21 protein-coding genes and 2 tRNA genes are annotated in these 25,370 nt (G+C 39.3%); 14 read left to right on the forward strand and 9 right to left on the reverse strand.

The window, feature by feature from the left end:
- Positions 1 to 213 precede the first annotated feature (213 nt).
- Both JXQ92_RS07720 and JXQ92_RS07725 read right to left on the reverse strand, forming a co-directional pair.
- A complete protein-coding gene (locus JXQ92_RS07720; RefSeq protein ID WP_421986028.1) occupies positions 214 to 936 on the reverse strand; it encodes a hypothetical protein in 723 nt (240 codons plus the stop codon).
- A 181-nt stretch (positions 937 to 1,117) separates the two neighbouring features.
- Entirely contained in the window at positions 1,118 to 2,389 is a 1,272-nt protein-coding gene (locus JXQ92_RS07725) for an NRAMP family divalent metal transporter (RefSeq protein ID WP_421986029.1), read from the reverse strand.
- A 142-nt stretch (positions 2,390 to 2,531) separates the two neighbouring features.
- Between JXQ92_RS07725 and JXQ92_RS07730 the strand changes: the two genes are divergently transcribed.
- The 7 genes from JXQ92_RS07730 (at position 2,532) to JXQ92_RS07760 (ending at position 8,002) form a co-directional block, all read left to right on the forward strand.
- Positions 2,532 to 3,593 (forward strand): D-alanine--D-alanine ligase family protein, encoded by a 1,062-nt coding sequence (locus tag JXQ92_RS07730; RefSeq protein ID WP_421986030.1) that lies wholly within the window; start codon positions 2,532 to 2,534, stop codon positions 3,591 to 3,593.
- Positions 3,594 to 3,673: 80 nt separating this feature from the next.
- Positions 3,674 to 4,666, forward strand: a complete 993-nt coding sequence (locus JXQ92_RS07735; RefSeq protein WP_421986031.1) for an NAD-dependent epimerase/dehydratase family protein — start codon at positions 3,674 to 3,676, stop codon at positions 4,664 to 4,666.
- Between the two features lie 65 nt (positions 4,667 to 4,731).
- Positions 4,732 to 5,148 carry a hypothetical protein gene (locus JXQ92_RS07740; RefSeq protein ID WP_421986032.1) on the forward strand — a complete coding sequence of 139 codons (417 nt, stop codon included), beginning with the start codon at positions 4,732 to 4,734 and terminating at the stop codon, positions 5,146 to 5,148.
- A gap of 96 nt (positions 5,149 to 5,244) precedes the next feature.
- Positions 5,245 to 5,655, forward strand: coding sequence for a nuclear transport factor 2 family protein (locus JXQ92_RS07745; protein ID WP_421986033.1), 411 nt, complete (start codon positions 5,245 to 5,247; stop codon positions 5,653 to 5,655).
- A gap of 4 nt (positions 5,656 to 5,659) precedes the next feature.
- Positions 5,660 to 6,415, forward strand: a complete 756-nt coding sequence (locus JXQ92_RS07750) for a 5-oxoprolinase subunit PxpA (RefSeq protein WP_421986034.1) — start codon at positions 5,660 to 5,662, stop codon at positions 6,413 to 6,415.
- Positions 6,415 to 7,128 (forward strand): 5-oxoprolinase subunit PxpB, encoded by a 714-nt coding sequence (gene pxpB, locus JXQ92_RS07755; RefSeq protein WP_421986035.1) that lies wholly within the window; start codon positions 6,415 to 6,417, stop codon positions 7,126 to 7,128. Before JXQ92_RS07750 ends, pxpB begins: the two co-directional genes overlap by 1 nt.
- On the forward strand, positions 7,121 to 8,002 hold the full coding sequence (locus JXQ92_RS07760) for a biotin-dependent carboxyltransferase family protein (RefSeq protein WP_421986036.1): 882 nt from the start codon (positions 7,121 to 7,123) through the stop codon (positions 8,000 to 8,002). Before pxpB ends, JXQ92_RS07760 begins: the two co-directional genes overlap by 8 nt.
- 72 nt (positions 8,003 to 8,074) lie before the next feature.
- On the opposite strand, the gene JXQ92_RS07765 is transcribed toward JXQ92_RS07760, so the two are convergent.
- Positions 8,075 to 8,422 carry a hypothetical protein gene (locus JXQ92_RS07765; protein ID WP_421986037.1) on the reverse strand — a complete coding sequence of 116 codons (348 nt, stop codon included), beginning with the start codon at positions 8,420 to 8,422 and terminating at the stop codon, positions 8,075 to 8,077.
- A 358-nt stretch (positions 8,423 to 8,780) separates the two neighbouring features.
- Here JXQ92_RS07765 and JXQ92_RS07770 point away from each other — a divergent pair, with 358 nt between their 5' ends.
- From JXQ92_RS07770 to JXQ92_RS07785, 4 genes are all read left to right on the forward strand, one after another.
- On the forward strand, positions 8,781 to 9,998 hold the full coding sequence (locus tag JXQ92_RS07770) for an S-adenosylmethionine:tRNA ribosyltransferase-isomerase (RefSeq protein ID WP_421986038.1): 1,218 nt from the start codon (positions 8,781 to 8,783) through the stop codon (positions 9,996 to 9,998).
- A 12-nt stretch (positions 9,999 to 10,010) separates the two neighbouring features.
- Positions 10,011 to 11,162: a mechanosensitive ion channel family protein gene (locus JXQ92_RS07775; RefSeq protein WP_421986039.1), complete on the forward strand. Its 1,152-nt coding sequence runs from the start codon at positions 10,011 to 10,013 to the stop codon at positions 11,160 to 11,162.
- A gap of 82 nt (positions 11,163 to 11,244) precedes the next feature.
- A complete protein-coding gene (gene trkA, locus JXQ92_RS07780) occupies positions 11,245 to 12,585 on the forward strand; it encodes a Trk system potassium transporter TrkA (protein ID WP_421986040.1) in 1,341 nt (446 codons plus the stop codon).
- Positions 12,586 to 12,591: 6 nt separating this feature from the next.
- The gene (locus JXQ92_RS07785) at positions 12,592 to 14,046 is read left to right on the forward strand and encodes a TrkH family potassium uptake protein (protein WP_421986041.1); all 1,455 of its coding nucleotides are present in this window, start codon (positions 12,592 to 12,594) and stop codon (positions 14,044 to 14,046) included.
- Here JXQ92_RS07785 and JXQ92_RS07790 read toward each other — a convergent pair whose 3' ends face one another.
- Complete coding sequence (locus JXQ92_RS07790) at positions 14,047 to 14,274, reverse strand: heavy-metal-associated domain-containing protein (protein WP_421986042.1); 228 nt, start codon at positions 14,272 to 14,274, stop codon at positions 14,047 to 14,049.
- Between the two features lie 97 nt (positions 14,275 to 14,371).
- Between JXQ92_RS07790 and JXQ92_RS07795 the strand changes: the two genes are divergently transcribed.
- Complete coding sequence (locus JXQ92_RS07795; protein WP_421986043.1) at positions 14,372 to 15,589, forward strand: DEAD/DEAH box helicase; 1,218 nt, start codon at positions 14,372 to 14,374, stop codon at positions 15,587 to 15,589.
- Between the two features lie 68 nt (positions 15,590 to 15,657).
- On the opposite strand, the gene JXQ92_RS07800 is transcribed toward JXQ92_RS07795, so the two are convergent.
- Positions 15,658 to 18,390: an ABC transporter permease gene (locus JXQ92_RS07800; protein WP_421986044.1), complete on the reverse strand. Its 2,733-nt coding sequence runs from the start codon at positions 18,388 to 18,390 to the stop codon at positions 15,658 to 15,660.
- A complete protein-coding gene (locus tag JXQ92_RS07805; protein WP_421986045.1) occupies positions 18,374 to 18,703 on the reverse strand; it encodes a PadR family transcriptional regulator in 330 nt (109 codons plus the stop codon). Before JXQ92_RS07805 ends, JXQ92_RS07800 begins: the two co-directional genes overlap by 17 nt.
- A 290-nt stretch (positions 18,704 to 18,993) precedes the next feature.
- On the opposite strand from JXQ92_RS07805, the gene JXQ92_RS07810 reads away from it, so the two are divergent.
- Positions 18,994 to 21,462, forward strand: a complete 2,469-nt coding sequence (locus JXQ92_RS07810; protein ID WP_421986046.1) for an ABC transporter permease — start codon at positions 18,994 to 18,996, stop codon at positions 21,460 to 21,462.
- 225 nt (positions 21,463 to 21,687) lie between these two features.
- Positions 21,688 to 24,159: an ABC transporter permease gene (locus tag JXQ92_RS07815; RefSeq protein WP_421986047.1), complete on the forward strand. Its 2,472-nt coding sequence runs from the start codon at positions 21,688 to 21,690 to the stop codon at positions 24,157 to 24,159.
- A gap of 130 nt (positions 24,160 to 24,289) precedes the next feature.
- Here the strand turns inward: JXQ92_RS07815 and JXQ92_RS07820 are convergent.
- From JXQ92_RS07820 to JXQ92_RS07830, 3 genes are all read right to left on the reverse strand, one after another.
- Positions 24,290 to 24,376 (reverse strand) — tRNA-Ser (locus JXQ92_RS07820).
- 114 nt (positions 24,377 to 24,490) lie between these two features.
- A tRNA-Pro gene (locus JXQ92_RS07825) sits at positions 24,491 to 24,565 on the reverse strand.
- 151 nt (positions 24,566 to 24,716) lie between these two features.
- Positions 24,717 to 25,370 (reverse strand): DUF2461 domain-containing protein, encoded by a 654-nt coding sequence (locus JXQ92_RS07830; protein WP_421986048.1) that lies wholly within the window; start codon positions 25,368 to 25,370, stop codon positions 24,717 to 24,719.

Below are 25,370 nucleotides of genomic sequence, written 5' to 3' on the forward strand. Positions count from 1 at the left end.
GGCTTTAAATTTTATATTATTTGAATAGCACCTAGCTCACGTTATCGGATTTCCGTTACGTGCCACCACCAAGCGTTATTTCTGATTGTCATTTTCATTATGGTTCCAAATGTAGAAAAGGAAAATTTGAATGCAAATCTAAATCTGAATAATTGGTAAAAAAGATGACAAATGGAAGAATCTTCTAAGCACTAGTCTTAAAAAGGGTGCCCATTAATTCTGCGCAGCGATTGACTTCTCCTTCATTACATTGTAAGTCTGGATATACTGGGCGAAGTCTTTGAACTTAGGCTTCCTTTTTACTGTCTTGAATACATCTGGCTGATCGGCGAAAATATCTACGAAGGCCTTTTTAAAAGATGCTTTTCTAACGATTCTAGGTTTAGCGTTTCCATACACGACAAGAAGCGTTCGCTCTTCTCCCCCAACTACCCGAACACCGCCCAGACTGATCGGCATGGACTTAGAGCCGTTTCTATGATCATACACTTGAATATGCTGATCGAAACCTGGGTTTAGAAGTTGAAGCAACGCCACCTTATTTTTTCTTCTTGGCATTTGCTGTGCATCATAATAGATCCAATCTCTTTCTAAGATATTATTATGATCTGTGGTAATGGCATGCCTTATTGAAGTGGCCTTCTCAGCCACTGTGATACTTTTGGCAAAGGCATCTGGCCTAATGGCAAACCTTAGTACATCTTCTGCTTTAAATTTGTGAATCTGACCTGATTCATCCCTAATCCTTAGCCGGGTTATAAAGCCTCCAGTTTCTGTAGCGGCCCTGAGCGTACCGAAGACTTCTGCTCCTTCGACAGTGATCACATAACACTCCCTGTCGCTGATAAAAGTGGTAAATGGTTCGGCAAATTGCTGGGCTATGACCGAGCCCAAACTTAAAAATAATAGTGTGATTGATAATTTGAGTTTTTGCATAAAATATTGGTTTACCCTCTCTAGACAATCTTTATGCCAAAATAAAAAGCTAACATTGAAAAAAATGGCTATCGTTTTTTATAAATAAAAACATGAGCAGCTGGCGCTTATTTACTACTGAATGAGAAACAGAATAGTTGAAAATCGATTTTTCTACTCTGCCCCTTTCTCTTTTCGAATTTTATTTCTCTTTTCGAATTTTAAATATTCCAAAAACTAAAGTGATCGCCGCTAAGGCAAGAATTAAGATTTGAGTAGTTCCTTGGAAAGTAAATTGTTCGCCTAATGCTGAAAAAATGGCTTTGAATACATTGATAAATCCAAGCATGGCCGTTACAAAAACAGTAACTCCCATAAATACATTCAACAACAACCCATTGATATTATCCTTCATGGTTCCCCGGTCGTTAACCATTTGCCAAAGCAGAAAAGCGAGTAAAGGCAATATAAATCCATTTGCAGCCTGTGCTAGTATAATTACAGGAATAGGCTTTATACCACTAACTCCGAAGGTTAAACCTGTTATCAATACGAGAATCCAAATGCGTTGAAATTTCCAATTATTCGTCTCTGAAGGATGCTTTTGGGCACTATTAATTGTAATAGCACCAGCCAAAGCAGCGGTTATACTTGAAGTAAAACCCGCAGCAAAAAGACCTATGGCAAAAACAACACCCATAAACCTTCCGTGATCGGCTGTAAGTTGATCAAAGAGGTTAACAAAGCCAAACTCTCCAACTATAGCCGTGCCAACTACCAAAACTGCCATGGAGATAACACCCCCTAAAATTATAGATGGAATCATACCGGATCGCATTTGTTTGATCGACTGCCCTTTGGCTAATCCAGAACCTAGAAAGATATTATAAGGCACGATGGTAGTACCTACTAAACCTAGCGTGAGAATGGCGTTACGCTCATTGATTTTTGGTATTAAAAGCCCTTGAAAAAATGCACTAGCATCAAATTTTACATTGAATGCGGCATACAAGAATGCGAGTCCCATTATAGCCACAACAATACCCATTGCATTGGCTACTGAACTAATCTTACCCGTGTACAAAACGCCACCTGCCACAGCAACAATAATAAGTGTAAACACCCATTTCGGAATACCTGTTACAGTCAAAGCTAAACCAGATATAGCGCCTAATATATTACCTGCTTCATAGGCTGCACAACCTAAGAAAACCGCAATAGCAATAAACCAGACTAGTCCATTGGATTTATATTTTTGCTGAATTGCGGCGCCTAAGCCATTCCCAGAAACTATAGCTACTCTTGCAGCGGCTTCCTGCAAAACGGCACATGCCAAAGTAGAAAATAGAAGTGCCCAGAGTAATTGATATTGATAAGTAGCTCCTGCGGAAGCAGCAGCAGTAACCGTACCCGGTCCTATAAAAGCAGCAGCAATGACTAACCAGAAAATAAAATTCCAGAATTTTGATTTCATGTCGGAAGATACAAATTCTCAGTAAGTGACTCTTATCCGATTTATTCAATAGCACTCTCTCACTTTTTGAAAATAATTGTGAGTACCATTTATGAATATTCACACCAGTTTACGTTCTTCATTTATAGAATGAATTCCGAATATGTCTAAGCTGAATCTTGCAATTATTTTTGGTGGTAAATCTACCGAGCACGAAATATCTCTTTTATCCGCTAAGAGTATTCTAAAGCACATTAATGCAGATAAGTACAATCTTTCTTTGATCTTGATTGACATTCAAGGGCATTGGCACCTTAAAGATGACATTGATGCTAATAAAGGTATTTCGGTTACTTTGGCTCCTACGAGTAATGGAACGTCTTTAGTAAACCTCAATACAGGAGAGGTAATCACAAAATTGGATGTAGTCTTCCCTGTATTACATGGTTTATTCGGAGAAGACGGAACAATTCAAGGCTTCTTTAAGATGGTTGATATTCCATTCGTGGGTTGTGGAGTTATGGCCTCCTCGGCTTGTATGGATAAAGACATGACGAAGCGGTTATTAAGAGATAGTGATATCGGCATTGCCCCTTATGCTATTGCTTCTCCAAACCGTAAACCTTCTTTTGAGGACATTGAAAAACAACTTGGAATGCCTGTTTTTATCAAGCCGGCTAACCTAGGATCTTCCGTTGGAGTTTTTAAAGTATCGTCTAAAGATGAGTATAATGACAAAGTTGAGGAAGCCCTTGGCTATGACCCTAAAGTGCTCATCGAAAAAACCATTATTGGGAAAGAAGTTGAGTGTGCCGTTCTGGGCAATAGCAAACCTAAAGCCTCTTTGCCTGGCGAAGTGATAACGGAAGTTGGTTTTTATGATTTTGAGTCGAAATATGTCGATAAAGACGCTTCTTCTATTCTCATTCCGGCTGACCTTACCCAATCACAAATTGAAACCATTCGTGAAATTGCCATTAAGGCATATCTGGTGATGGCTTGTGAAGGCCTAGCCAGAGTAGACTTTTTCGTGACGAATGAGGGCGATATTTTAATCAACGAGATTAACACTATTCCCGGATTTACCAATATTAGCATGTACCCAAAAATGTGGGAAGCGACTGGTATTCCATACCCAGAATTAATAGACATTTTGATTGAATTGGGAATAGAGCGGTACGATCAAGAACAGGCTTTGCGAATAGTAGCCAGAGAAGTTAAGTAAGCTTAAGTCAAGACGAGTAAAGTGTTCAAATTTAGATCAAGAATTCACTTTTCTTATAGCATTATTACTTACCTTCTGCCATGAAAATTGGCATTTTAGGAGGCACAGGCATGCTAGGTCATCACATAGCAATAGCGGCTCACTTCAAGCAATATGAGCTTGTCATAATCCATCGCAAGAATTCAAACCTCTCCAAAATCTCCGATTTAAAATACGAATCTAGAATTGCCGATCTCGATGATAGAGGCAGTCTAATCCAAGCGTTTCAAGGCTTAGATTATTTAGTCAACGCAGCGGCTTATTATCCTACCCTTCCAAAACCTCTTTCAGCCGAAATAAAAACGGCCAGACTTCAAATGCAATTCTTCATTGATGCTGTTAAAGCCTCCAAAGTAAAAAAAGCATTATATGTTGGTGGTGCCATCGTCTTAACAAAGGCTATAAATGGCATAGCGGATGAATCAATGGTCAGTGAAAAAACACCGGAAAATTCGGCGCCTTATGTACAAGTAAAGTGGCTTATGGATAATATGGCGCAACAAGCAGCAAATGCAGAAGTGCCCATTGTTATTGGCATACCCTCTATGACGTTTGGCGAATATGACTATGGACCTACAACAGGTCGGCTTATCGTAGAATTGGCCAACAAAACGTTGCCAGCTTATGTCAATGGAGCCAGAAATGTAGTTTATGCTGGAGATGCTGGGCGTGGTTTGCTTTTGGCACTTGAGCAAGGAAAGATTGGCGAACGCTATTTAATTGGTGGCGCAAATACAGATACCAAAACCTTGGTCGCTACTATTTGCGAAAAGGCTGGAGTGAAGGTTTTAGAGAAAACGCTTTCTATCAGTTTAGCTAAATTCATTTCTAAATTTCAAGAAACGAAGTATGCCATTTTTAGAGGAACGCCGCCGACCCTTTCCTCAACCGCTATAGCAGTACTTTCAGGGGGGCAACATTTAGACTTATCGAAGGCGAAAGAGGAACTAGGCTATGAAGCTCACTTTTCCACTCAAGAAGCCATCGATAGAGCGTTTAAATGGTTTAAAAAGGAGGAATACATTAAATCCTAAGAGAGACAGACCTATAATTCCAACCTTTTAGCACTAGGTAAGGTCTAGTAATGAAAATGGGCATGATGAAAAAGCGGTACTTTCTATTTCTGACAATTGCACTTCTGTTTAGTGCTTGTGATCAATCCGATGATTCGCTAATCAGTAATTTCTTAGGTTGCTCATCGACAATGGGCTGCACCGAAATCTTCATCTCCTTATCCTACACACCAATTGACGATAATAATCAGCCTATTGTTTTAGATAATTTCTATACCCAGAATTTAGACAATGGCAATACTTATAGCATTCAAGACCATAACTTAGATCTACAAAACAGTTACATCGTTATTGACGATGATCAGCTTGCTGAGATTAATAAAACGGGAACAAACATTCGGTTTTTCGGTATTGTTGATGATCAGATAGTACTTCAACAAGACTTTGTAGTTGGTCATGACTGTTGCCACGTCATTCCCGTTAGTGGCCCTTTCGATGACTAAACCTTGAAGTTCTTGGGTTTTAATACCTTTGAATTGGCGCTGACCTAAATAGTCTGTCATTTTTCTTAGATTCAACCTTGAAACATTAGGTTAAAAATGAAAAGGCTATCCCTCCTATTAATTTTCGCATTTTTCTGCATCGGACTGCATGGTCAAGATATCAGACTTCCAGAAAAACTTGTCAAAAATCAACTGACAGCTTATAACAATAAGGACATTGAAAAATTCTTGGTTAATTACAGCGACTCGGTGAAGATTTATAATCATCCAAATCAACTAGTTATGTCAGGCAAAGCACAAATGAGAGCTGCCTATACCCCAATGTTTGCCAATAGTCCAGAGCTGCATTGTACTATAAAAAATCGTGTCGTTTTAGGAAATACAGTAATAGACCAAGAACATGTCGTTTTTAATAAAAACAGACCAGCAATGGAGGTTTTTGCCATGTATAAGATTAGACATGGCAAGATTCAAGAAGTCTTTTTCATAGAACCAGACAAAGAATAAACTCATGCGTTCAGTCGATATTAATTGTGACATGGGAGAAAGCTTTGGCAATTTCAAAATTGGCAATGATGAGGCAATCTTCCCTCAAATCACTTCTTGTAATATTGCCTGCGGCATGCACGCGGGTGACCCATACCATATTGAAAAAACCATCAATTTGGCTATTGAGCATAACGTACAAATTGGTGCGCATCCTGGCTATCCAGATTTACAGGGGTTCGGCAGAAGAGTTTTACCGATTGCTCAAGAAGAACTTTCCTCGTACATAAAATACCAGGTAGCCGCGCTGGAAGGCATGGTAAAAAGTGCTGGTGGAACGCTTAAATATGTTAAACCACATGGTGCGCTTTACAATGAAATAGCCAAGAATGAACTTGTAGCTAGAACAGTATATTCTGCCATAAAAAGTATTAATCCAAGCCTTAAAATAATGGGACTGGCAGGAAGTCACGTCGAGGAGATTCTATTAGAAATTGGCATGGAATATATTCCTGAAGCGTTTGCCGATAGATACTATGAAGCCGATGGAAAATTGAGATCTAGAAGTCTTCCAAATGCGGTTATCCAAGATCCTGATGTTGCTGCCGAGCAGATACTTTCAATTACTGTCGATCACAAAACTATTAGTTATGATGGCCAGCCTGTACCGCTAAAAGCAAAGAGTTTCTGTATTCATGGTGATAATCCGGCTGCTGTCAAGATTCTCTCTGCTATAGATCAAAAGTTAAGCGCGGCTAATATTCAGAAAAAAGCTTTCTAATGCGAATTGACCCTTACGGAGATAGCGCCTTGATTGTAACATTCGATCGAGAAATTTCAAAAGAAGTCAATCAGCAAGTTGTAAACCTCTATAGAAACCTAAAAAAGGACGCATCTTTCAATTCGCTTATTCCTGCATATAACTCACTCACGCTAAGCTATAATAGAAGCTCTATAAACTTTGAAAAGGCATCACAAATTGTGAAGCAGGCTTATCAAGATTTAGTATCGAATAATTATAGTCATGTCGAATCCAAGACATACACCATCCCCGTATGTTATGATCCCTGTTTTGGACTTGACCTTATTGAAGTATCTCGGCAAACTAACTTGACTATAGAAGAAATGATTGCGGCACATACAAATCAGGTTTACCATGTTTATTTGCTCGGGTTTGTGGCAGGTTTTGCCTACATGGGCAGTCTCCCTGAAGCCTTAAAATGTGCACGGAAAACGACACCTAGATTGAGCGTTCCGAAAGGTGCAGTGGGTTTAGCAGGGTTACAGACTGGAATTTATCCGACTGAGGCTCCTGGCGGATGGCAAATTATAGGCAGTACACCACTTGAAATGTTCAATCCGAATAATAAGCCTTCAAGTTTCCTTCAACCAGGAGATGCCGTTAGGTTTCGAGCTATTGGAAAAGAAGAATACCGGATAATTCAATTAGAAATTGAAACAGAGGTTTTTGAAATGGAAGGCTTATATGAGTGATTCAATAATTGCTCATATCAGAAAACCAGGACTTCACACCTCTATCCAAGATGATGGCCGATGGGGCGTTCAAGATCAAGGTATTCCAGTAAGTGGGGCGATGGATAAGCAGGCTATGCAAATGGCAAATGATCTCGTTGGCAATCCGCCTTCTCAACCAGTATTGGAAATGACGATGATCGGACCGACTATTTTATTTGAAAATGCTTGTCAAATTGCTATAACGGGTGCTAAAATGTCCCCCAGCATTAATGGGAATTCGGTTGATAGTTATTGTACTATTGATATCGAAGCAGGAGATCTGTTGGAATTCGATCATGCTTCAGAAGGTTGTAGAACATATTTAAGTATTGGAGGTAAATGGAATACACCAAAATGGTTGGGCAGTTTTAGTGCCGTGCCGAATACATTGATTCATGATCAGCTCCCCGCTCAACTACAATCAGGACACACACTAGAGATAGAAAGCCAAGGAAGATCTACTCTAAAAATAACTCCTGATTCAAAAAAGCCTGTCTTTTCTTCTGTTTATGTGGTTAGGGTTTTAACTGGGCCTGAATTCGGTTTATTCAATATGCAGGTGATAGAAGCCTTTTTTGAAACGATTTTCACAATAGATCTTGATGCTAATAGAATGGGCTATCGATTAATGGAAAATTTGGTCGATTATAAACCGGTAAGGGAGGAATTATCGTCTGGAGTAGTTAATGGCACAATACAGGTCACCAATGCTGGTAAACCTATCATCTTAATGGCGGATGCTCAAACTACAGGGGGCTATCCAAGAATCGCCAATGTACTTACCGAAGACTTAGATGTATTGGCGCAAATGAAGCCCGGCGATCAGTTAAAGTTTATGTTAGTGAGTTTTTAGGGTATAAAATGCGAAAAGGCGACTTCCGTTCGAAATCGCCTTATTCAACCTTAAACTAAAACTACTAACTAATTAATTATTCAATTGGTAATATTTAGTACCCGAAAGCTCAGTAAGTAAGTCTGCCTGTCTCAAAACTTGAAGCTGTTCTTCTTCAAGCTCTGATCTCAACCCATCTACAACAAGTTCATCACGCTCATTATAAACTTTAACATATTCCTGAGATTCGAATACTTCTTCTTCAATTTCTTCAAAATACTCCTCTATATACTCATCCACATATTCAGTGTAATGATCATCAGCAAGAGTATCTGATTCTGGTAAGTTTGCAATTGTATTTGACTTGGCAGAGGTAAGAATTGTTCCCGCCAAGAGAAGCGCAAAGAGCGCTGAGATATTTTTTTTACTAACGTTTTTCATGTTGTTGTGATATTTTGAGTTCTGCCCATCAGACAGAAATATTTGACCTAAAAATTGACCGTTGTTTTTGACCTGCCAACTGTTTTCCAATCCCTGTGCCAAAAATTATATATAATTGATTTTCAACTACTTATATAGAATCATAAATTCTATGAAATTATGACCATGTTCATTTTCGTTCATAAAAGCGGACACATTTTGCGAATTCGAAGGTTGAAAAAAGTTGCATGGAATCTTAAAAAAATGCCGAACGGTCGCAGAAAGGGATGAAAATTCAGTTCTACCGCTATAAAAAGGAAATGAAATATCCATTCTGAGCATCAATCTTTTCAAGATTCGAACTTAATTTGCATCCAATATGAATTTGCCAGAATCACCTGATCTAGAAATCATCAATTATCAACTCCCCGATGAGCGGATTGCTAAGCACCCTTTAGCCAATCGAGCAGATTCTAAATTATTAACCTATCAAGCTGGCACCATTTCAGACAATCATTTTCGGTCGATAGGCAAATTCTTAAATCAGAAAACCACCCTTTGCTTTAATAACACCAAAGTAATTCCTGCTCGACTTTATTTCACAAAAGATACAGGGGCACAAATAGAAATATTCCTTTTAAAGCCATTGGCTCCAAGTACTGTGATGAGCACCGTAATGGAAGAACGTGAAAGCGTAATATGGGAATGTATGGTTGGAAATTTCAAACGCTGGAAAGACGGGCAAATATTAAGTACTAGACTTACTGCGCAAGATACCGAATTAACATTAAAGGCAACGGTCTTAGATAGAGAGGAAAAACAGATCCGTTTTGAATGGGATAACCCGAGTTATTCTTTTGCCGAAATAGTTGAGATGGCTGGGGAAGTACCGCTTCCACCTTATTTAAATAGAAACCCAGAACCTGAGGATAAGCCACGATATCAAACCGTTTATTCTGAAGAGGAAGGCGCGGTTGCAGCGCCCACGGCTGGCCTCCACTTTACTGAAGAGATTTTAGACGCTCTAAAAAGCAAAGGGATTACAGAATCCTTTCTGACACTGCATGTAAGTGCTGGCACATTTCAACCAATAAAAGTGACAGACGCGCGCGAGCACCCAATGCATTCTGAACAAATTGAGGTGACTAAGGAAACTATAGAGCAGATAATAGCCGCGGAAGAGGTAATAGCCGTAGGTACTACATCTATGCGTTCGTTAGAAAGTCTTTACTGGTTTGGCGTTAGGTTAAACAATGGAAATGAAAACTTCAATATTGAAAAATTAGAGATATATAATAAAAGTGATAGACTACCTGATCGGAAAACGGCTTTCACAAAAATTGCGGCTTGGATGACTCAGAATAGACTAGACCGCATAAATGGTACTACCGAAATTTTTATTATGCCCGGTTACGAATTCAAAGTATGCGATGGATTAATAACTAATTTTCATCAACCAGGAAGTACACTTTTATTGTTAATCGCAGCTTTTATTGGTAAGGATTGGAAGCAAGTCTATCAACATGCTTTAGATAATAACTATCGTTTTTTAAGCTATGGCGACTCATCTATTTTATTACCAACACGTAAAAGATAACTATATTGGGCTATGGAGATTTATGATCTACTGATCAACTTTATCAATAGTAAGGTTCCTATCCTTGGCGAACCTATCCATATAGGCGACAATTTAAAGTTTACAGTTACTGAACTCATCATTCCGGTGGTGTTCCTTATCCTAACCAATGTATTCGGTAACATCGTCCGAGCGACATTAATCAATCGGATACTCCCGCGCTATGTACACGATAGAAAAACCGTTCTTTCCATAGGAAACACCACAAAATATATCATTCTAGCCATCGGACTAGTATTGGTCCTTACGGCCATCGGATTAGGGGCTGGATCAGACCTTAATATCCCTCTAAGCAAAGATAAAGAAGGTGCTCCTACCCTAAGAGTATTCGATGTTATCAGGCTTATTCTATTCTTGAGCCTTCTGGTATTCTTTTCAGGAAAACTCAAGTCAATTTTTGTTAAACAAATTCTTTCAAAGTATTCGGAAGATATCGGTGTAAGTCAATCGATAGGAACCATTATACAGTACTTTTTCATTGTTCTTGGAGCATTCATTATTATACAAGGTTCTGGAATCAACTTAGGTTCTCTTAATGTATTAGCGGGTGCTCTAGGTGTTGGTATTGGTTTTGGCTTGCAAAACATTGCAAATAACTTCATATCAGGCTTAATCATCCTTTTTGAAAGGCCCGTTAAAGTTGGAGATAGAATTGAAGTAGGTAACGTGGCGGGTGATATTGTGAAAATTTCATCTCGAGCTACCATGGTGAACACCAACGACAATATTTCAATTATCATTCCTAATGCTGACTTGATTAACAAACAAGTCATTAACTGGAGTCATAATGATAGAAGAGTAAGAGTACACGTTCCCTTGGGCGTTTCCTATAAGGAGGATCCGGCGAAAGTAAGGGAAATATTGGTTGAAATAGCGGCTAATCATCCTGAAATCTTAAAAAGACCAAAGCCAGAAGTTCTGTTTATCGGGTATGGCGATAGTTCAATAGATTTTGATTTAATGATATGGACAAGCTCATACATCAACCGACCCATCATTCTTAAAAGTCAGTTATACTACCTGATTTTCGAGAAGTTTAAAGAGCACAATATTGAGATACCATTTCCACAACGCGACCTTCATATTAAATCAGGATGGGGAAAGCAGGATGATAATGGAGAGTAATCGTTTGCCGAGGAAACCATCCGCAAAAACGTTATTAAATTATATTTCTTCCTAAATTGCCGCACTTTACAAGAGACATTACATGAGAGTAATTATAGCAGGGGTCGGAAATGTGGGGTTTCATTTGGCCAAACTTCTCTGTCAAGAAGGACAAGATATTGTCTTAATTGATCGAGCAGCCGACAAGCTAAAGCAAGCTGGGAACTCGATTGACGCGGCTACTATTAAAGGAACATCTACTTCTTATAATGTTTTGGAAGAAGCAGGCGTTGCCAATGCCGACCTTCTGATAGCAGTTACCTCATCTGAGGAAACTAATATAGCTACAGCCATTATAGCCAAGCATCTTGGCGCAAAAAGAACAATCGCTCGAATTTCTAATACTGAATTTATCTACCAAAAAGACAAGCTTAACCTTAAGCATTTGGGTATAGATGATGTTATTTCTCCTGAATCACTTGCAGCAAAAGAGATTAAGAGGCTTTTAAAGGAAGTAGCGGTTACGGATAGCTTCGAGTTTGAAAAAGGATTGCTGCAACTCATAGGCGTAAATATCGACGAGAATAGCCCACTTAAAGGCAAGTCAATGTTAGAGGTCGCTAAGATCAACCCAGATCAGACTTTCATGACGGTGGCGATTCTTCGAAACAATGAAACGATTATCCCTTATGGCGATACGTGTTTTGAACAGAATGACCACGCCTACTTCATTGCCCAACCTGAAGGTGTTGAGAAGCTACTTTTCTTAAGTGGTAAGAAAAAAGAAGGCGTACGTAGTATTATGATTCTAGGAGGTTCACGCGTTGGATTTCATGCAGCAAAAATATTAAGTACAAGGTATAACGTGAAGTTAATCGAGCGAAATGCACAAAAGTGTTTCGAGCTTGCTGATCAACTGCCGGATGCCATGGTAATTAATGGCGACGGTCGTAACGTAGAGTTGTTAGAAGAAGAAAGCATTAATGAAATGGATGCTTTTATTGCCGTTACTGGCGATTCGGAGACGAACATCATCTCTTGCTTAGTCGCTAAGAAAATGGGGGTTAAGAAAACCATTTCCATGGTAGAAAACATGGATTACATCCACCTTTCTCAAAGCATTGGTGTTGATACCATGATTAACAAGAAACTCATAGCGGCAAACTTTATTTTTAGGCATATTCGCCAAGGAGAGATTGTTTCTATTGCCAGTATTCATGGTGTTGATGCAGAAATTCTTGAATTTGAAGTGCAGGAAACTTCAAAAATCACACAGCAAGAACTCAGAAACCTCCAGTTCCCTAAGTCAGCTATTATCGGTGGTGTGATTCGAGATGGCAAAGGACTCACCACACCAGGAAACTTCACTTTTCAGCCAAAAGATAGAGTCGTTGTTTTAGCCAAACACGAGTGTATCAAGAAGGTAGAAGACTACTTCATATAAAACATCATGAGGTTCAACATTAAAGTCATTGCCGATTTACTAGGAATCATCCTGCTGATCAATGGTGGCTTTATGGCGCTTTGTATACCCGTGTCAGTCTATTATAAAGAGTCTGATTGGATTTCGATACTCATTGCCAGTTTAATCACAATAGCTTCTGGGTTCCTCTTAAGACTCGTCAAACGAAAGAATCAGAATAAAGAACTCAAGAAAAAAGACGGTTACATAATCGTTTCAGCCGGTTGGGTAGTGCTTTCTTTGTTCGGTGCTTTGCCCTACATTATCAGTGGTGCCATTCCTAGTTTTGGAAATGCTTTCTTTGAAACCATGTCTGGCTATACTACTACCGGAGCCTCAATTTTAACCGATATAGAGGTTGTACCAAAAGGCATTTTATTCTGGCGAAGTCTTACCCAATGGATTGGTGGCATGGGTATGATTGTGCTCGCACTAGCCATATTACCATTCTTAGGCATTGGTGGCATGCAACTTTTTGCGGCAGAAGCCCCTGGAATTACACCTGATAAACTTCAGCCTAGAATTCAAGAAACTGCCAAAAGACTCTGGTTCCTTTATGTAGGCCTTACCCTAGCCGAAGCGATAGCCCTATTTGTAGCAGGCATGGGACCTTTCGATGCTATCAATCACTCCTTAACTACCATGGCAACAGGTGGTTTTTCCACTACGAATGACAGCATGCAACTGGACTCCCCTGTAATTCAATACATCGTTATTTTCTTTATGTTCTTGGCCGGCACCAGTTTTACGCTAACCTATTTTGCGCTGAAAAGAAACTTTAAAAAGGTCGTTAAAAACGAAGAGTTTATTGTCTATACTTCGTTCATCGTGGTAATTACCGTAGTCGTTACCATCGCTTTACTTTTTGTACAAGATCAGCCATTAGAAAAGTCATTCAGAGAAGCACTTTTCCAAGTGGTTTCTCTAGTAACCACAACAGGTTTTGTCTCAGCTGATTACACAGCTTGGGCGCCATTCTTATCTGTGCTTTTCTTTATCCTACTATTCGTAGGTGGTTCGGCAGGATCTACAGCTGGAGGTGTAAAAATCATACGCCATGTGGTGTTATTCAAAAACTCATTCTTAGAGCTAAAGCGTCAGTTACATCCTTCTGCAGTAATGCCAGTAAGAATTAGCGGAAAGGCCATGGATCAAGGCATAGTTTATAATGTGCTGGCCTTTATCATGATTTACATCCTCGTCTTCTTAGTTGGGGTGGTATTGCTTTCTGCTATGAATGTTGAATTCGATACGGCTTTCGGAGCCGTAGCCACGTCGCTAGGAAATGTCGGGCCGGGTATCGGAGAGGTTGGGCCAGTAGATAATTTCTCAGCCATGCCAATGGCAGGAAAATGGTTACTTTCTACTTTGATGCTTTTAGGTAGACTAGAATTGTTTACCGTGCTCATGCTGTTGTCTCCTCACTTTTGGAAGAAGAGGTAACTAAAAAGATAACAGGCGTTTTTTCTCTTTGATTTCAAACCCAGCCGACTGTACAGCTTTTATCACTTCATCTTTTTCAATTTCATTCCCTTCAACTGTCAGCAGTTTAGATTTAGAATTTGTATCGACAGACCAACTCTTGAGAGTGCTCACTTTATCTAAAAAAGGAGTAACAGTAGCAATACATCCACCGCAATTGATATTGGTTTTAAAAGTTGCCTTCTTCATTTTTCTTCACTTATGTTGTTGCCACGCTTGTTCTTAGTATATTTCCATATGCGTTCTTAACGCAGACTACAATTCAGATGACAATATAGTTCAAGCTTTGACCTTTTCAGAACTCAATTTACACGAAGATGTGCTTTCAGGGTTGGATGCCATGGGATTCGAAAATCCTACACCAATTCAACAAGCCGCTATCCCTCTTATTATCGAAAACAAAGACATTATCGGTTGTGCCCAGACAGGCACGGGTAAAACCGCTGCGTTTTTGCTCCCACTAATGCATAAAATTGCAGAAAGTGGTGTGTCCGATGAAAATATAAATACCATGATCATATGCCCTACGCGAGAGCTGGCAGTGCAGATTGATCAGCAACTTGAGGGCTTAAGTTATTTCAGTGGCATTACTTCCCTCCCTGTTTATGGTGGTGGTGATGGCGCAGGGTTTACGAGAGAAAAGAATGCGTTGGCTAAGGGTACTCATATTGTAATTGGCACGCCCGGAAAACTCATTTCACATTTGAATCTGGGTTATGTAAAGGTTGATCAGTTAAAGCACTTGGTGCTCGACGAGGCAGATAGAATGCTGGATATGGGTTTTCATGAAGATATCATGAAAATCATAACCCACTTGCCGAAAGAAAGACAGAACCTGCTTTTCTCCGCTACTATGGCGCCTAAAATCAGGAAGATGGCCAAGGAGATTTTGACCGAACCTGAAGAAATCAATATTTCCATTTCTAAGCCTTCTGAAAAAATAACTCAGGTGGCATTTTTGGCTTATGATGCTCAGAAAATTGACTTAGTAAAACACCTCCTCCGCTATGGAGATATTCCAAGCCTCATCGTTTTTACCTCTAGAAAATCAAAAGTAAGGGACATAACCCGCGCTTTACAGAAAGAAGGATTTAAAGCGAAGGGTATTTCAAGTGATTTGGAACAAGTAGAAAGAGAAACAATTCTAAGAGAGTTCAAAAACAAGTTACTCCCTATTATAGTCGCTACTGACGTAATTTCAAGAGGTATTGATGTTGATAATATAGATATGATTATCAACTATGATGTACCTAATGATGCGGCTGACTATGTACATAGAATTGGTCGAACGGCTAGAGCATCTTCTGAAGGAGAAGCAGTCACATTCATTAATGAAGAGGATCAAGAGAACTTTAAGAAAATTGAAGATTTGATTGAAGCAGAAGTGCGAAAAGTGGCAATGCCGGCCTCATTAGGTGATGGACCAGAATACAACCCAAAGAAATTTGCTGGTAGAGGCAAAAGACCTTACGGCGGAAAAAGAAGAAACTTTAAGAAAAGATAGCTCAAAAAAAAATCGGCTTCCAGTACGTTTTAAATACCAAAAGCCGATTGTTCATCCTTATCTTAATATTATTCGTATCTCAACGAATCCACTGGGTTCAATCTGGCGGACTTTATAGTTTGGTAGCTTATGGTAAGCACTGCCACTCCTAATACCACAAACAATGCAATAGCGAATAAGAATGGATCGACGCTTGTTCTATATTCGAAACCTTGCAGCCAACTATCCATTGTGAAATAAATAATTGGCCAAGAAATTACATTTGCAATTAAGATCAGTACGATAAACTCTTTCGAAAGCATGTAAAAGACACTTTTAACAGACGCTCCCAATACTTTTCTCACCCCAATTTCCTTTGTCTTTTGCATGGCCATAAATGCCGACAGACCGAATAAACCAAGACAACCGATAATAATGGCCAAAACGGAGAATACAGAGAACATCGATTGAAACTGCTGCTCGGATTTGTACTGATTATTGAAAAACTCATCCAAAAAGAAGTAATCGAAAGGATTCGCAGCATAAACTTGATTCCATTCTGCTTCAATAGCCGTTAATGCCTGTGGGATTGAGTTTGCTTCTACTTTAATCAAGAAATATTCAGTCCACTGAGGATCTAATAAGAGAATAGAGGGTGCTGCTTTCACGCGTAAAGATTCATGGTTGTAATCTTCTACTACACCAACGACAATTCCTGCTTCACCAAAATTCTCTAATACTACGGTTTGGTTAATAATATCTTCAGGGTTTTCATATCCCAATAAGCTGACTGCCGCTCTGGTAATAATCACGGCAGTATCTGCATCGCTAGGAAAGTCACGAGAAAAATTTCGACCCGCTACCATTTCCATTCCTAGTGTTTCAATTACGCCATAATCTCCACCCATTAAATCCATAGGGTGAGCTTCATTTGACGTCTGATTATACGCCCTTACATCTCCTTTAAATCTGATCTTTTTACCTGGAACCATTCCACTAGTAGAGACAGATTTTATATTGGAATTAGCACGTAAACCCTCTTGGAATGTATTGACTTGTCGCATCACACCACCAGGTGTAGTATCGGCAATAGCTGCTCTTTCTACAACGATAGTTTGTTCTAGATCGAACCCAAGATCAGCCGATTGCATGTAATTCATCTGTTTATATACTGTCAGCGTGCCAATAATTAAGGCAGCCGATGTAGCAAATTGAAAAACAACAAGGCCTTTTCTTAAGAATACGCCTGAACCTGAATTTCTGAACTTACCCTTTAAAGTACTTACAGGTTTAAAAGAAGATAAAACTAGTGCTGGGTAGAAACCTGAAACGATTGAGCCTATTAGGAATACTGATCCTAAAGCCGCCCAAAGCATTTGATTTTCCCAGATAACAACACCTTCTGGAATACCACTGATTTGGTAAAAGGCTGGTAATACTAATACTACTATTCCTAAAGCTAGTGCCACGGCCAAGAAATTGACTACAACAGATTCAAATAAGAATTGTCTAATCAGTTGGCCTCTTAATGAACCTAAAACCTTACGTATTCCCACCTCTCTAGCTCTGTCGAGTGAGCGAGAAGTGGCCAAGTTTACGTAGTTAACCCAAGCGATAACGATAATGAAAATGGCAATTATAGAAAGGAAGGTTATAGGCTCAGCATCGCCATTTTGTTCTGCTTCATCAGAAAGTTTAGAATCTAAATGAATTCGATTAAGCGGTTGCATATGCAACACATGCTTGGCATTTCTTTCTGCCATTTCTGGCATGTACTTGTCCATCATTGCAGGTAGCTTAGCCGATAAAGCAGTTACATCTGTATTTGGTCGTACTTTGACATAGGAGTAAAAATCTTTACGAACCCATCCGGTCTTATACCTTGTTAGGGCTCCATCCCATCTACCATAAATAGTTGGAGTAGAAATGAGCACGTCATATTTTAAATGGGTACTTGAAGGTAAGTCCTTAAAAACCCCTGTAATTACACAATTCTCATTGTTACGATCATCGTCTCTAAGACGAAGTCTTTTTCCTATTGCAGGCTCGTTTCCAAAATACTTCTTAGCAGTACTTTCAGATATAACCATGGTATAAGGATCCGTAAGTGCTGTTTGAGCATCTCCTGCCACCATGTCTACATCAAACATGGAAAGAAATGTTGGACTGGCATAGAGAAACTTCTTATGCTTTAGCTTAATGGGCTGGGATTGACCTTCCTCATAAGTAATAACAATGTTGTTTTTAGCGCCCATATTATAGGCATGTGCCCATTCCACTACTTCAGGAAAATCATTGACCATGCTTTCCGCAACGGGCGGGTAATTTTCGGCACTATGGTAAACGAATTCTCCATTCATGAAGAGTTCCAAGCTTACGCGATACATATCATCTGAATCTTTTATGTGCTTCTCATAGCTGGTTTCAAAACTCACATAATGGAATATGAGCAAGGCACCTGCTATACCGATGGCTAAGCCAGATATATTAATAAAGGAATAGACCTTGTTTTTGAGCAAGGCCCTAAGGGTGATTTTTAAATAGTTTGAGAACATAACGTTGTTGTTTATACCGCCCTCATATGTATGAGCTTGGTTTTGACCTGATTTTAATTTTTCTATCAATAAGTAACCTCTGAACGACCTTATTACTGTCCATAAGTAAATACGCTTGGCTTTAGACAGGCCCTTACTCTTAATATTGAGTAAAAACTCCTCATCTAGATCACCTACGATCTCCTCTTTCCACCGATTAGGACAGAAAAGGTTGAGAATCCACTTTGCCAGCTTTGGTGGCGATGTCATTTCATTGTTGTAAGACATAATTTGGTATAGCGTTCCAGATACCTTCTCTTAGAGATTTGGCTTCTTTTAAGTTCTTAACACCATAGGGCGTTACTGAAAAAATTCTCTTTCGCTTCCCTCCTCTAACCTTGGTTGCTTCTCCAAGCTTAGAATTCAGAAACCCTTTTTTCTCTAATCGATATAGTGTGGCATGAATTGCACTAAGGTTTATCGTCCTATCCGTTCTCTTTTCTACTTCTTGCTTCACCGATATTCCATAGCCTTCGTCTTCTAGCATGGCCACTGTCAGCAATACTACTTCTTCAAACTCGCCTAGATACGTACCTTTCATTTTTATATTTTATTATTATGCAAATAATATAAACGCAAACTAGATAGTTTTTTAGAATTCTCCATATCCGACAGCAGTAAATTTGCTACTGACCTTATAAACCCCATATAGACAAAGACTCTGAAAACTGAAAAACGTTACCCGATGTGACATTCTTTTACAAGAAATACGACTCCACTTAACGGAAAGAACTTCCGCAGAGCCAAAGTTTTATCACGCTCTTCATTTTCTAAACAGCCTAGAAACATATAATAGAGACATTTATACTGCAACAACTCAAACAACGACTTATGAAAAACTTTACCCTTGCAGTTAGAGTCCTTTTAAAAAACAAATTCTACTCACTGCTAAATATCCTAGGCCTAGCGGTCGGTTTGGCAGTAGCCGTTATCATTTTTCTCTTTGTTCAAAGCGATATGAGCTTTGACAAACAGCACGACAATTACGCTCAAATCTATAGAGTTGAGTCAAATTTTATGGTCGGTGAGAAAGATGACAAATATGCCTTTGTCTCTCAATTTCTACCTAAAGGGCTAAAAGCGGACTACCCAGAAATAGAGAATTATGTCCGATTTAGAAGTGCGGGTAAAGTCATGGTAGATTTAGATGGTCGGAAATTTTACGAGAGCAACTTGTTCTATGCCGACTCTTCAGCTTTTACCATGTTCGATTATGAACTCGTTTCTGGAGACCCGGAAACTGTTCTGGATGAACCGAATACTGTCGTATTATCTGAAAACCTATCCCAAAAGTATTTTAACACTACGGATGCTATAGGCAAGACTTTAAAAACACCAATCGGTCAATATAAGGTAACTGGTATTATGGCCGACCTACCTGAAAATGTACATATGACATTCGATGGTTTAATGTCTTACGAGTCATTACAAACCAACAAGGAATTACTAAAACAGCAAGAACAACAAGGTGGACTTTGGTCTCCGACAGACTTTGCTTATCTCCTATTACCAAAGAATTATGATCCTCAAACCTTAAAGGCAAAGTTTCCTGAGTTCTACGAGAAACACATGGCGCCAATTGCCAAATTGATTAATTATGATGGAGTATTTGAAATTGAACTAACCAATATTGCTGATACCCATTTCAATGCACAACCACCTCAATTCGACTACCCAACTGGCAACAAAACATACACTTATGCCTTTACAGCCATAGGTTTATTCATACTATTACTCGCATCAATCAATTACATGAACCTAGCTTCCGCACGTTCAACAAGTCGATCTAAGGAAGTAGGGATTAGAAAAGTAATGGGATCTACCAAGAATGCTTTGGTTACTCAGTTCTTGAGCGAATCAATCATTATTGCGCTTGTTTCCTTAATCTTAGCTTTTGGAATTGTCGCCCTATTAATCAATGGCGTGGGCATTGGTAATCTCATGGGTAAAACACTGGTATTTGATCCTATTAGTAATTTAACCATGACATTTGGCGCCCTGATTATTACAGTTTTCATTGGCGTTGTTTCTGGTCTTTACCCTGCATTCTATCTGTCTTCAATTGCACCTGTAAAAGCGCTTAAGGGCATTAATAAAAGTGGTCCGTCAAGCATGAACATGAGAAAAGCGCTTGTAGCCTTCCAGTTCTTCATCTCGATTGCTGTGATTATTTCTACGCTGTTAATGAAAGATCAAATTCAGTTTCTAAACGAGAAAGATTTGGGCTTTAATAAAGACAATGTGGTGATTGTAAACATGCAAGACACGGCCATGAGCAACCGTGTCGATTTTGTAAAAGCCGAACTAGCCCAAAGTCCTGGTATTGTCAATGTGTCTGATGCTATCATTGTAGGAGGCGACACAAATCTTGGCAACAATCTACTTGGTGCTTCTAAATCGCTCATAAGAGCACAAGCTGGAGACTCTAGTACTATGGATGCCACTTTCCCGGTATTGTTCATTGGAGATGACTATGCTAAAACCATGCAGCTCAAAATTGTCGAAGGAAGAGATTTCGACAAAAACCAACCTTCAGACCGTACTAGAGGAGTACTAGTAAATGAGGCATTGGTAAAGAATATGGGCTGGGAACAAGCTATTGGTAAAGAATTAGGACTACCGATACCTGGAATTCAACCGAGTAAAGTAATCGGCGTTGTGAAAGACTTCAATGCTTTTTCATTACATACCAAAGTGGAACCGATGGTGATTTTCCATTATGACTTTAATCCGTTCTTAAAGGCTCAAGGTGCTTTACCTTCTTTTCTGATACATGTTAGCGGTAACTCATTGAAAGAAACCATGGGATTTATTGAGCAAAAGTTCATCGAATTAGATCCTGGTCACCCTTTCGAATATAGATTCCTTGATGCAAGAGCTGAAGAACTTTACAGGGAAGATGCAAGACAAAGCAAGCTTACTGGGCTACTTTCCTATATCTGTATTTTCATTTCATGCCTTGGTTTACTTGGCTTAGCTTCTTACAGTACTTCCCAGCGGATCAAAGAAATTGGCGTTCGCAAAGTGCTAGGGGCATCGATTTTTCAATTGGTTTATATGATTTTCAGAGATGTACTGGTGCTCATTATAGTTGGCCTAGTCATTTCAATACCTGTCTCTTATTATGTAATTGACCAATGGCTTCAAGAATTTGCTTATCAAATGCCGCTTGTACAAACACTCGTACTGTCCGGTTTAATATCTGGTATTCTATCCGTTTTGGTTGCTTTTCTAACAGTCAGTTACCACTCTCTAAAAGCGGCAAGTCAGAATCCGATTAAAGCATTGAGATATGAATAAAATCTAATATTTCTAGCAAGAGGTCTTCATTAAAAAAGGGGACCTCTTTTTTATGGATACACCTGTACGATACCGTTCAGAACTGAGTGCGATACCGCACAAATTAATAACACCACTTCATATTATACAATTACTATCAGCTGAAAAAGAGGTAGTTAGCTTTTTTTGGTGTTTTTGGTATGCTTCATGTTTAAGTTTGCCTGACTTAGTACGTACCACCTATCTATGAAGAACATAACTTATGCCTTAAGGGTATTACTTAGAAATAAGTTTTATGCGTTTTTAAATATTTTTGGGCTAGCCATTGGACTAGCAGTAAGCATTATCATTATGCTTTACGTCCAAAGCGACTACAGTTTTGATAAATCTCATGAACAATGGGATCAGCTCTATAGAATTGAGTCGAAATACTTTATCCCTCCAAAAAACGACGAGTTTGCGTTAACTCCTACTACCCTAGCGGAGTTGATGCAGGAAGAATTTCCAGAGATTTTATCGTTCACAAGATTTCAGAATACAGGGCAGATTCTGTTTAGAATTGAAGACAAAAATTTCTACGTAGACGATGTCTATCTGTCAGATTCCTCTACATTTAGCATGTTCACCCATAAATTTCTACAGGGAGATCCGAAAACGGCCCTTACCGAACCCAACAGTCTTGTATTGACTGAAAGCACAGCAAAAAGGCTTTTTGGTAATCAAGATGCACTGAGTCAAATCGTAAAAACAGATGGAAATACTTTTAATGTAACAGGGGTTATTGAGGATGTTCCGACCAACGTTCATTTGAGGTTTAATGCCTTAATTTCCATGACCACAGCTACATCAGGCCAACCAGTGCTCACCTCGCAGCAAAAAGCAAATCAACTGTGGAATATTGCCCTTTACTCGTACATCAAACTGCCTAAAGGGTATGATATCAACAATATTTACAAGAAATTTCCTGACTTCTACGAAAAATACATGAGCCCAATTACAGCTCAGGTTCCATCTCTAAGAGAAGCCTCGTTTTCGCCCAGGTTAGTACCTTTGAACGAAGTGCACTTCAACTCTCGGGTGCAATTTGATTTACCAACTGGAAATAAAGCCTATACCAATGCTTTTATGGCCATAGGCTTATTTGTACTAATTCTTGCGAGCATCAATTATATGAATTTGGCCACAGCAAGGGCAACAAAGAGGTCAAAAGAAGTGGGTATTAAAAAGGTTTTAGGGTCTACCAGAAAAAAATTAGTTTCCCAATTCCTTAGCGAATCCATTCTTATCACGATCATTTCACTCTTGGTGGCTATTCTTTTCGTGAATTTATTGATTTACGGTACCGATCTGAATGGACTTTTAGACAAAGAACTTACGTTAGACTTTATGAATAACAATTTGTTGTTATTCGGATCACTTGGAACTGCAATCTTACTAGGTATACTTTCAGGGCTTTACCCTGCTTTTTATTTATCGACTATATCTGTACTTGTTGCTATGAAGGGGTCCGTTAAATCTGGCCCTGGCAGCTTATTTTTAAGAAAAGTATTAGTGGCTTTTCAATTCTTTGTTTCCATAGGCGTAGTTATTTCAACGCTTTTAATGAGTAACCAAATCTCATTTATGAGGCAAAAGGATATCGGTTTCAATAAAGACAACGTGATTATTGTCCCTACTCGAGATACCCTTGTTAGCAGCCGACTTAAAGTTATTCAGAATGAATTGCGCCAGAATCCTAACATTGTAGATGTGACAACCGCCACTGGGATGAACATCACCACATCAAACTCGGTGGGGAATCGACTAATTGGCGGCGGAAGGCAACTCATGATGGTTGAAACTGTTGATACATTGATGAAAACTGATACTTACAATGTCATGTTTACTGGTGAAAACTATGTGAATGCCATGCAAATGGAGATTAAGGAGGGAAGAGATTTCGATGAAAATATTCCTACAGACTTAACCAACGGAGCCCTTGTAAACGAGGCCCTTGTAGAAGCTATGGGCTGGGATGATGCCATCGGTAAGAAAATACAAAACGCAGGTCCTAATTCACCAGTACTAAGAGTTTTAGGTGTTCTAAGAGACTTCCATGCTTATTCGCTGCATGTAAAAGTTGAACCAACTATCCTATTTAGATATGAGCGCTTTGGTCCTGTTGCTCAAACTAGACCTTCAGTAGTGGTTCATGCCAAAGCAGGGAAACTACAGCAGACACTTGATTTCTTAGAAAATAAATATGCTGAAGTAGACCCAAGTCATCCATTTGAGTTTGGCTTACTAGATAATCAGGCTGAGATGCTTTATCGATCTGATAAAAAGCAAAGTACGTTGACTGCGGTACTATCCTATATATGCATCCTGATTTCTTGCCTAGGTTTGCTGGGACTTTCATCCTATACCACAGCGACAAGGATCAAGGAGATTGGTGTTAGAAAAGTATTAGGTGCCACAGTGCCACAACTAGTATTTATGGTCTTTAGAGACATTATGATACTTGTTCTAGTCGGCTTCGCAATAGCCGCGCCTGTAGCCTATCTACTGATAGAAGACTGGCTCCAAGTATTCCAATACACTATGAATCTTCCGACGGTAATTATAGGTGCTGCTGGAGTAGCCGGAATACTTGCCCTTGTAATTGCTTTCTTAACGGTAAGTTTCCACTCACTAAAAGCAGCAAATCAGAACCCAGTAAAAGCACTGCGGTACGAATGAGACAACAACTGGTCAAACTCAATTCAAAAAAGGCTTCTCTCGGGAAGTCTTTTTTATTGCCTTGAATCAAAATGAAGATTGAAATAGGGGCATAAAAAAAGAGACATCAAGATTGATGCCTCTTTTTTTGCGGAGAGAGGGGGATTCGAACCCCCGGTACGGTTTCCCGTACGCATGTTTAGCAAACATGTGGTTTCAGCCACTCACCCACCTCTCCTGGGTTATTCTGAATAATCGCTTGAGCGATTTGCTCTCCCGAACTTAAGTAATTCTAAATTTAAACTCGGGTCATTTTACAAAGAAAAAGCCAGTCATAAACTAGCTTTTTCTGTCGGGGTGGCAGGATTCGAACCTGCGACCTCCTCGTCCCAAACGAGGCGCGATGACCGGGCTACGCTACACCCCGAGCCTAAAATTTGAGATATAACTCTCAAATCGGAGTGCAAATATAGATGCTTTTTTCTTTTTGCCATACCGGCCAATGGATAAAATTTGATTTTTTTTCAACCAGTTGTTTTACCCATACAAATCGATTCAATTTGACTCAGATGATGTCATTAATTATCCGTGATCGCAGTATTCAAAAAATCGAGCATTGGTACCAAGGTTAAGTATGATTCAGTAACCATTTCACCAAACCCTGAAGAATAGACGTCCTTTCGGGTAATTTGCCTAAAGGCTGCAAAACTCTTTAACCTAAGTAGCTCGATATACTCATGATCTTTTGAATAGCCTTTGGGCGATGTTTTTAAAGCATCAGTTCTATAAACTTCAAAATCCTTCTTGAATCCATCAGATTCAAAGACTTTCTTAAGCTTTACTCCTTCATAGTCAATCTCTTGGCGTACTTTCTTAAGTTTCTCGCTATCCGGATGCCAAAGCCCTCCAGCAATTTCAATTTCACGAAGGCCCAAGCCCACATAAAAATCTGCTAAGCCTTTACCATAACCGAAAACAACCCCAAAATGATCTTTATATGTAGGCCTTTCCGGATGAAACATCAAATTATTATTAATCCTGCTGATGGCTCTTCGGGCAGATGGCTGGATAACTCTTGGATCAACCTCCTTTATATTTTCCAGAATCGGTTCAAACAAATGAATAACTTCTTGTTTTGCCTCTTCATACCAAGAACGGTTCCTGTCCATCCATTCCTTAGAATTATTTTCAGCAAGCGCCTCCAAAAATCTGAAAATATCTTGTTTTGCCAT

This window comes from Roseivirga sp., assembly GCF_049099775.1.
In the GTDB taxonomy this organism is placed as follows: Bacteria; Bacteroidota; Bacteroidia; order Cytophagales; family Cyclobacteriaceae; genus Roseivirga.

Coding starts and splice junctions, on each gene's coding strand:
- JXQ92_RS07720 (WP_421986028.1), bottom strand. CDS start 936: ATGCAAAAACTCAAATTATCAATCACACTATTATTTTTAAGTTTGGGC.
- JXQ92_RS07725 (WP_421986029.1), bottom strand. CDS start 2,389: ATGAAATCAAAATTCTGGAATTTTATTTTCTGGTTAGTCATTGCTGCT.
- JXQ92_RS07730 (WP_421986030.1), top strand. CDS start 2,532: ATGTCTAAGCTGAATCTTGCAATTATTTTTGGTGGTAAATCTACCGAG.
- JXQ92_RS07735 (WP_421986031.1), top strand. CDS start 3,674: ATGAAAATTGGCATTTTAGGAGGCACAGGCATGCTAGGTCATCACATA.
- JXQ92_RS07740 (WP_421986032.1), top strand. CDS start 4,732: ATGAAAAAGCGGTACTTTCTATTTCTGACAATTGCACTTCTGTTTAGT.
- JXQ92_RS07745 (WP_421986033.1), top strand. CDS start 5,245: ATGAAAAGGCTATCCCTCCTATTAATTTTCGCATTTTTCTGCATCGGA.
- JXQ92_RS07750 (WP_421986034.1), top strand. CDS start 5,660: ATGCGTTCAGTCGATATTAATTGTGACATGGGAGAAAGCTTTGGCAAT.
- pxpB (WP_421986035.1), top strand. CDS start 6,415: ATGCGAATTGACCCTTACGGAGATAGCGCCTTGATTGTAACATTCGAT.
- JXQ92_RS07760 (WP_421986036.1), top strand. CDS start 7,121: ATGAGTGATTCAATAATTGCTCATATCAGAAAACCAGGACTTCACACC.
- JXQ92_RS07765 (WP_421986037.1), bottom strand. CDS start 8,422: ATGAAAAACGTTAGTAAAAAAAATATCTCAGCGCTCTTTGCGCTTCTC.
- JXQ92_RS07770 (WP_421986038.1), top strand. CDS start 8,781: ATGAATTTGCCAGAATCACCTGATCTAGAAATCATCAATTATCAACTC.
- JXQ92_RS07775 (WP_421986039.1), top strand. CDS start 10,011: ATGGAGATTTATGATCTACTGATCAACTTTATCAATAGTAAGGTTCCT.
- trkA (WP_421986040.1), top strand. CDS start 11,245: ATGAGAGTAATTATAGCAGGGGTCGGAAATGTGGGGTTTCATTTGGCC.
- JXQ92_RS07785 (WP_421986041.1), top strand. CDS start 12,592: ATGAGGTTCAACATTAAAGTCATTGCCGATTTACTAGGAATCATCCTG.
- JXQ92_RS07790 (WP_421986042.1), bottom strand. CDS start 14,274: ATGAAGAAGGCAACTTTTAAAACCAATATCAATTGCGGTGGATGTATT.
- JXQ92_RS07800 (WP_421986044.1), bottom strand. CDS start 18,390: ATGTCTTACAACAATGAAATGACATCGCCACCAAAGCTGGCAAAGTGG.
- JXQ92_RS07805 (WP_421986045.1), bottom strand. CDS start 18,703: ATGAAAGGTACGTATCTAGGCGAGTTTGAAGAAGTAGTATTGCTGACA.
- JXQ92_RS07810 (WP_421986046.1), top strand. CDS start 18,994: ATGAAAAACTTTACCCTTGCAGTTAGAGTCCTTTTAAAAAACAAATTC.
- JXQ92_RS07815 (WP_421986047.1), top strand. CDS start 21,688: ATGAAGAACATAACTTATGCCTTAAGGGTATTACTTAGAAATAAGTTT.
- JXQ92_RS07830 (WP_421986048.1), bottom strand. CDS start 25,370: ATGGCAAAACAAGATATTTTCAGATTTTTGGAGGCGCTTGCTGAAAAT.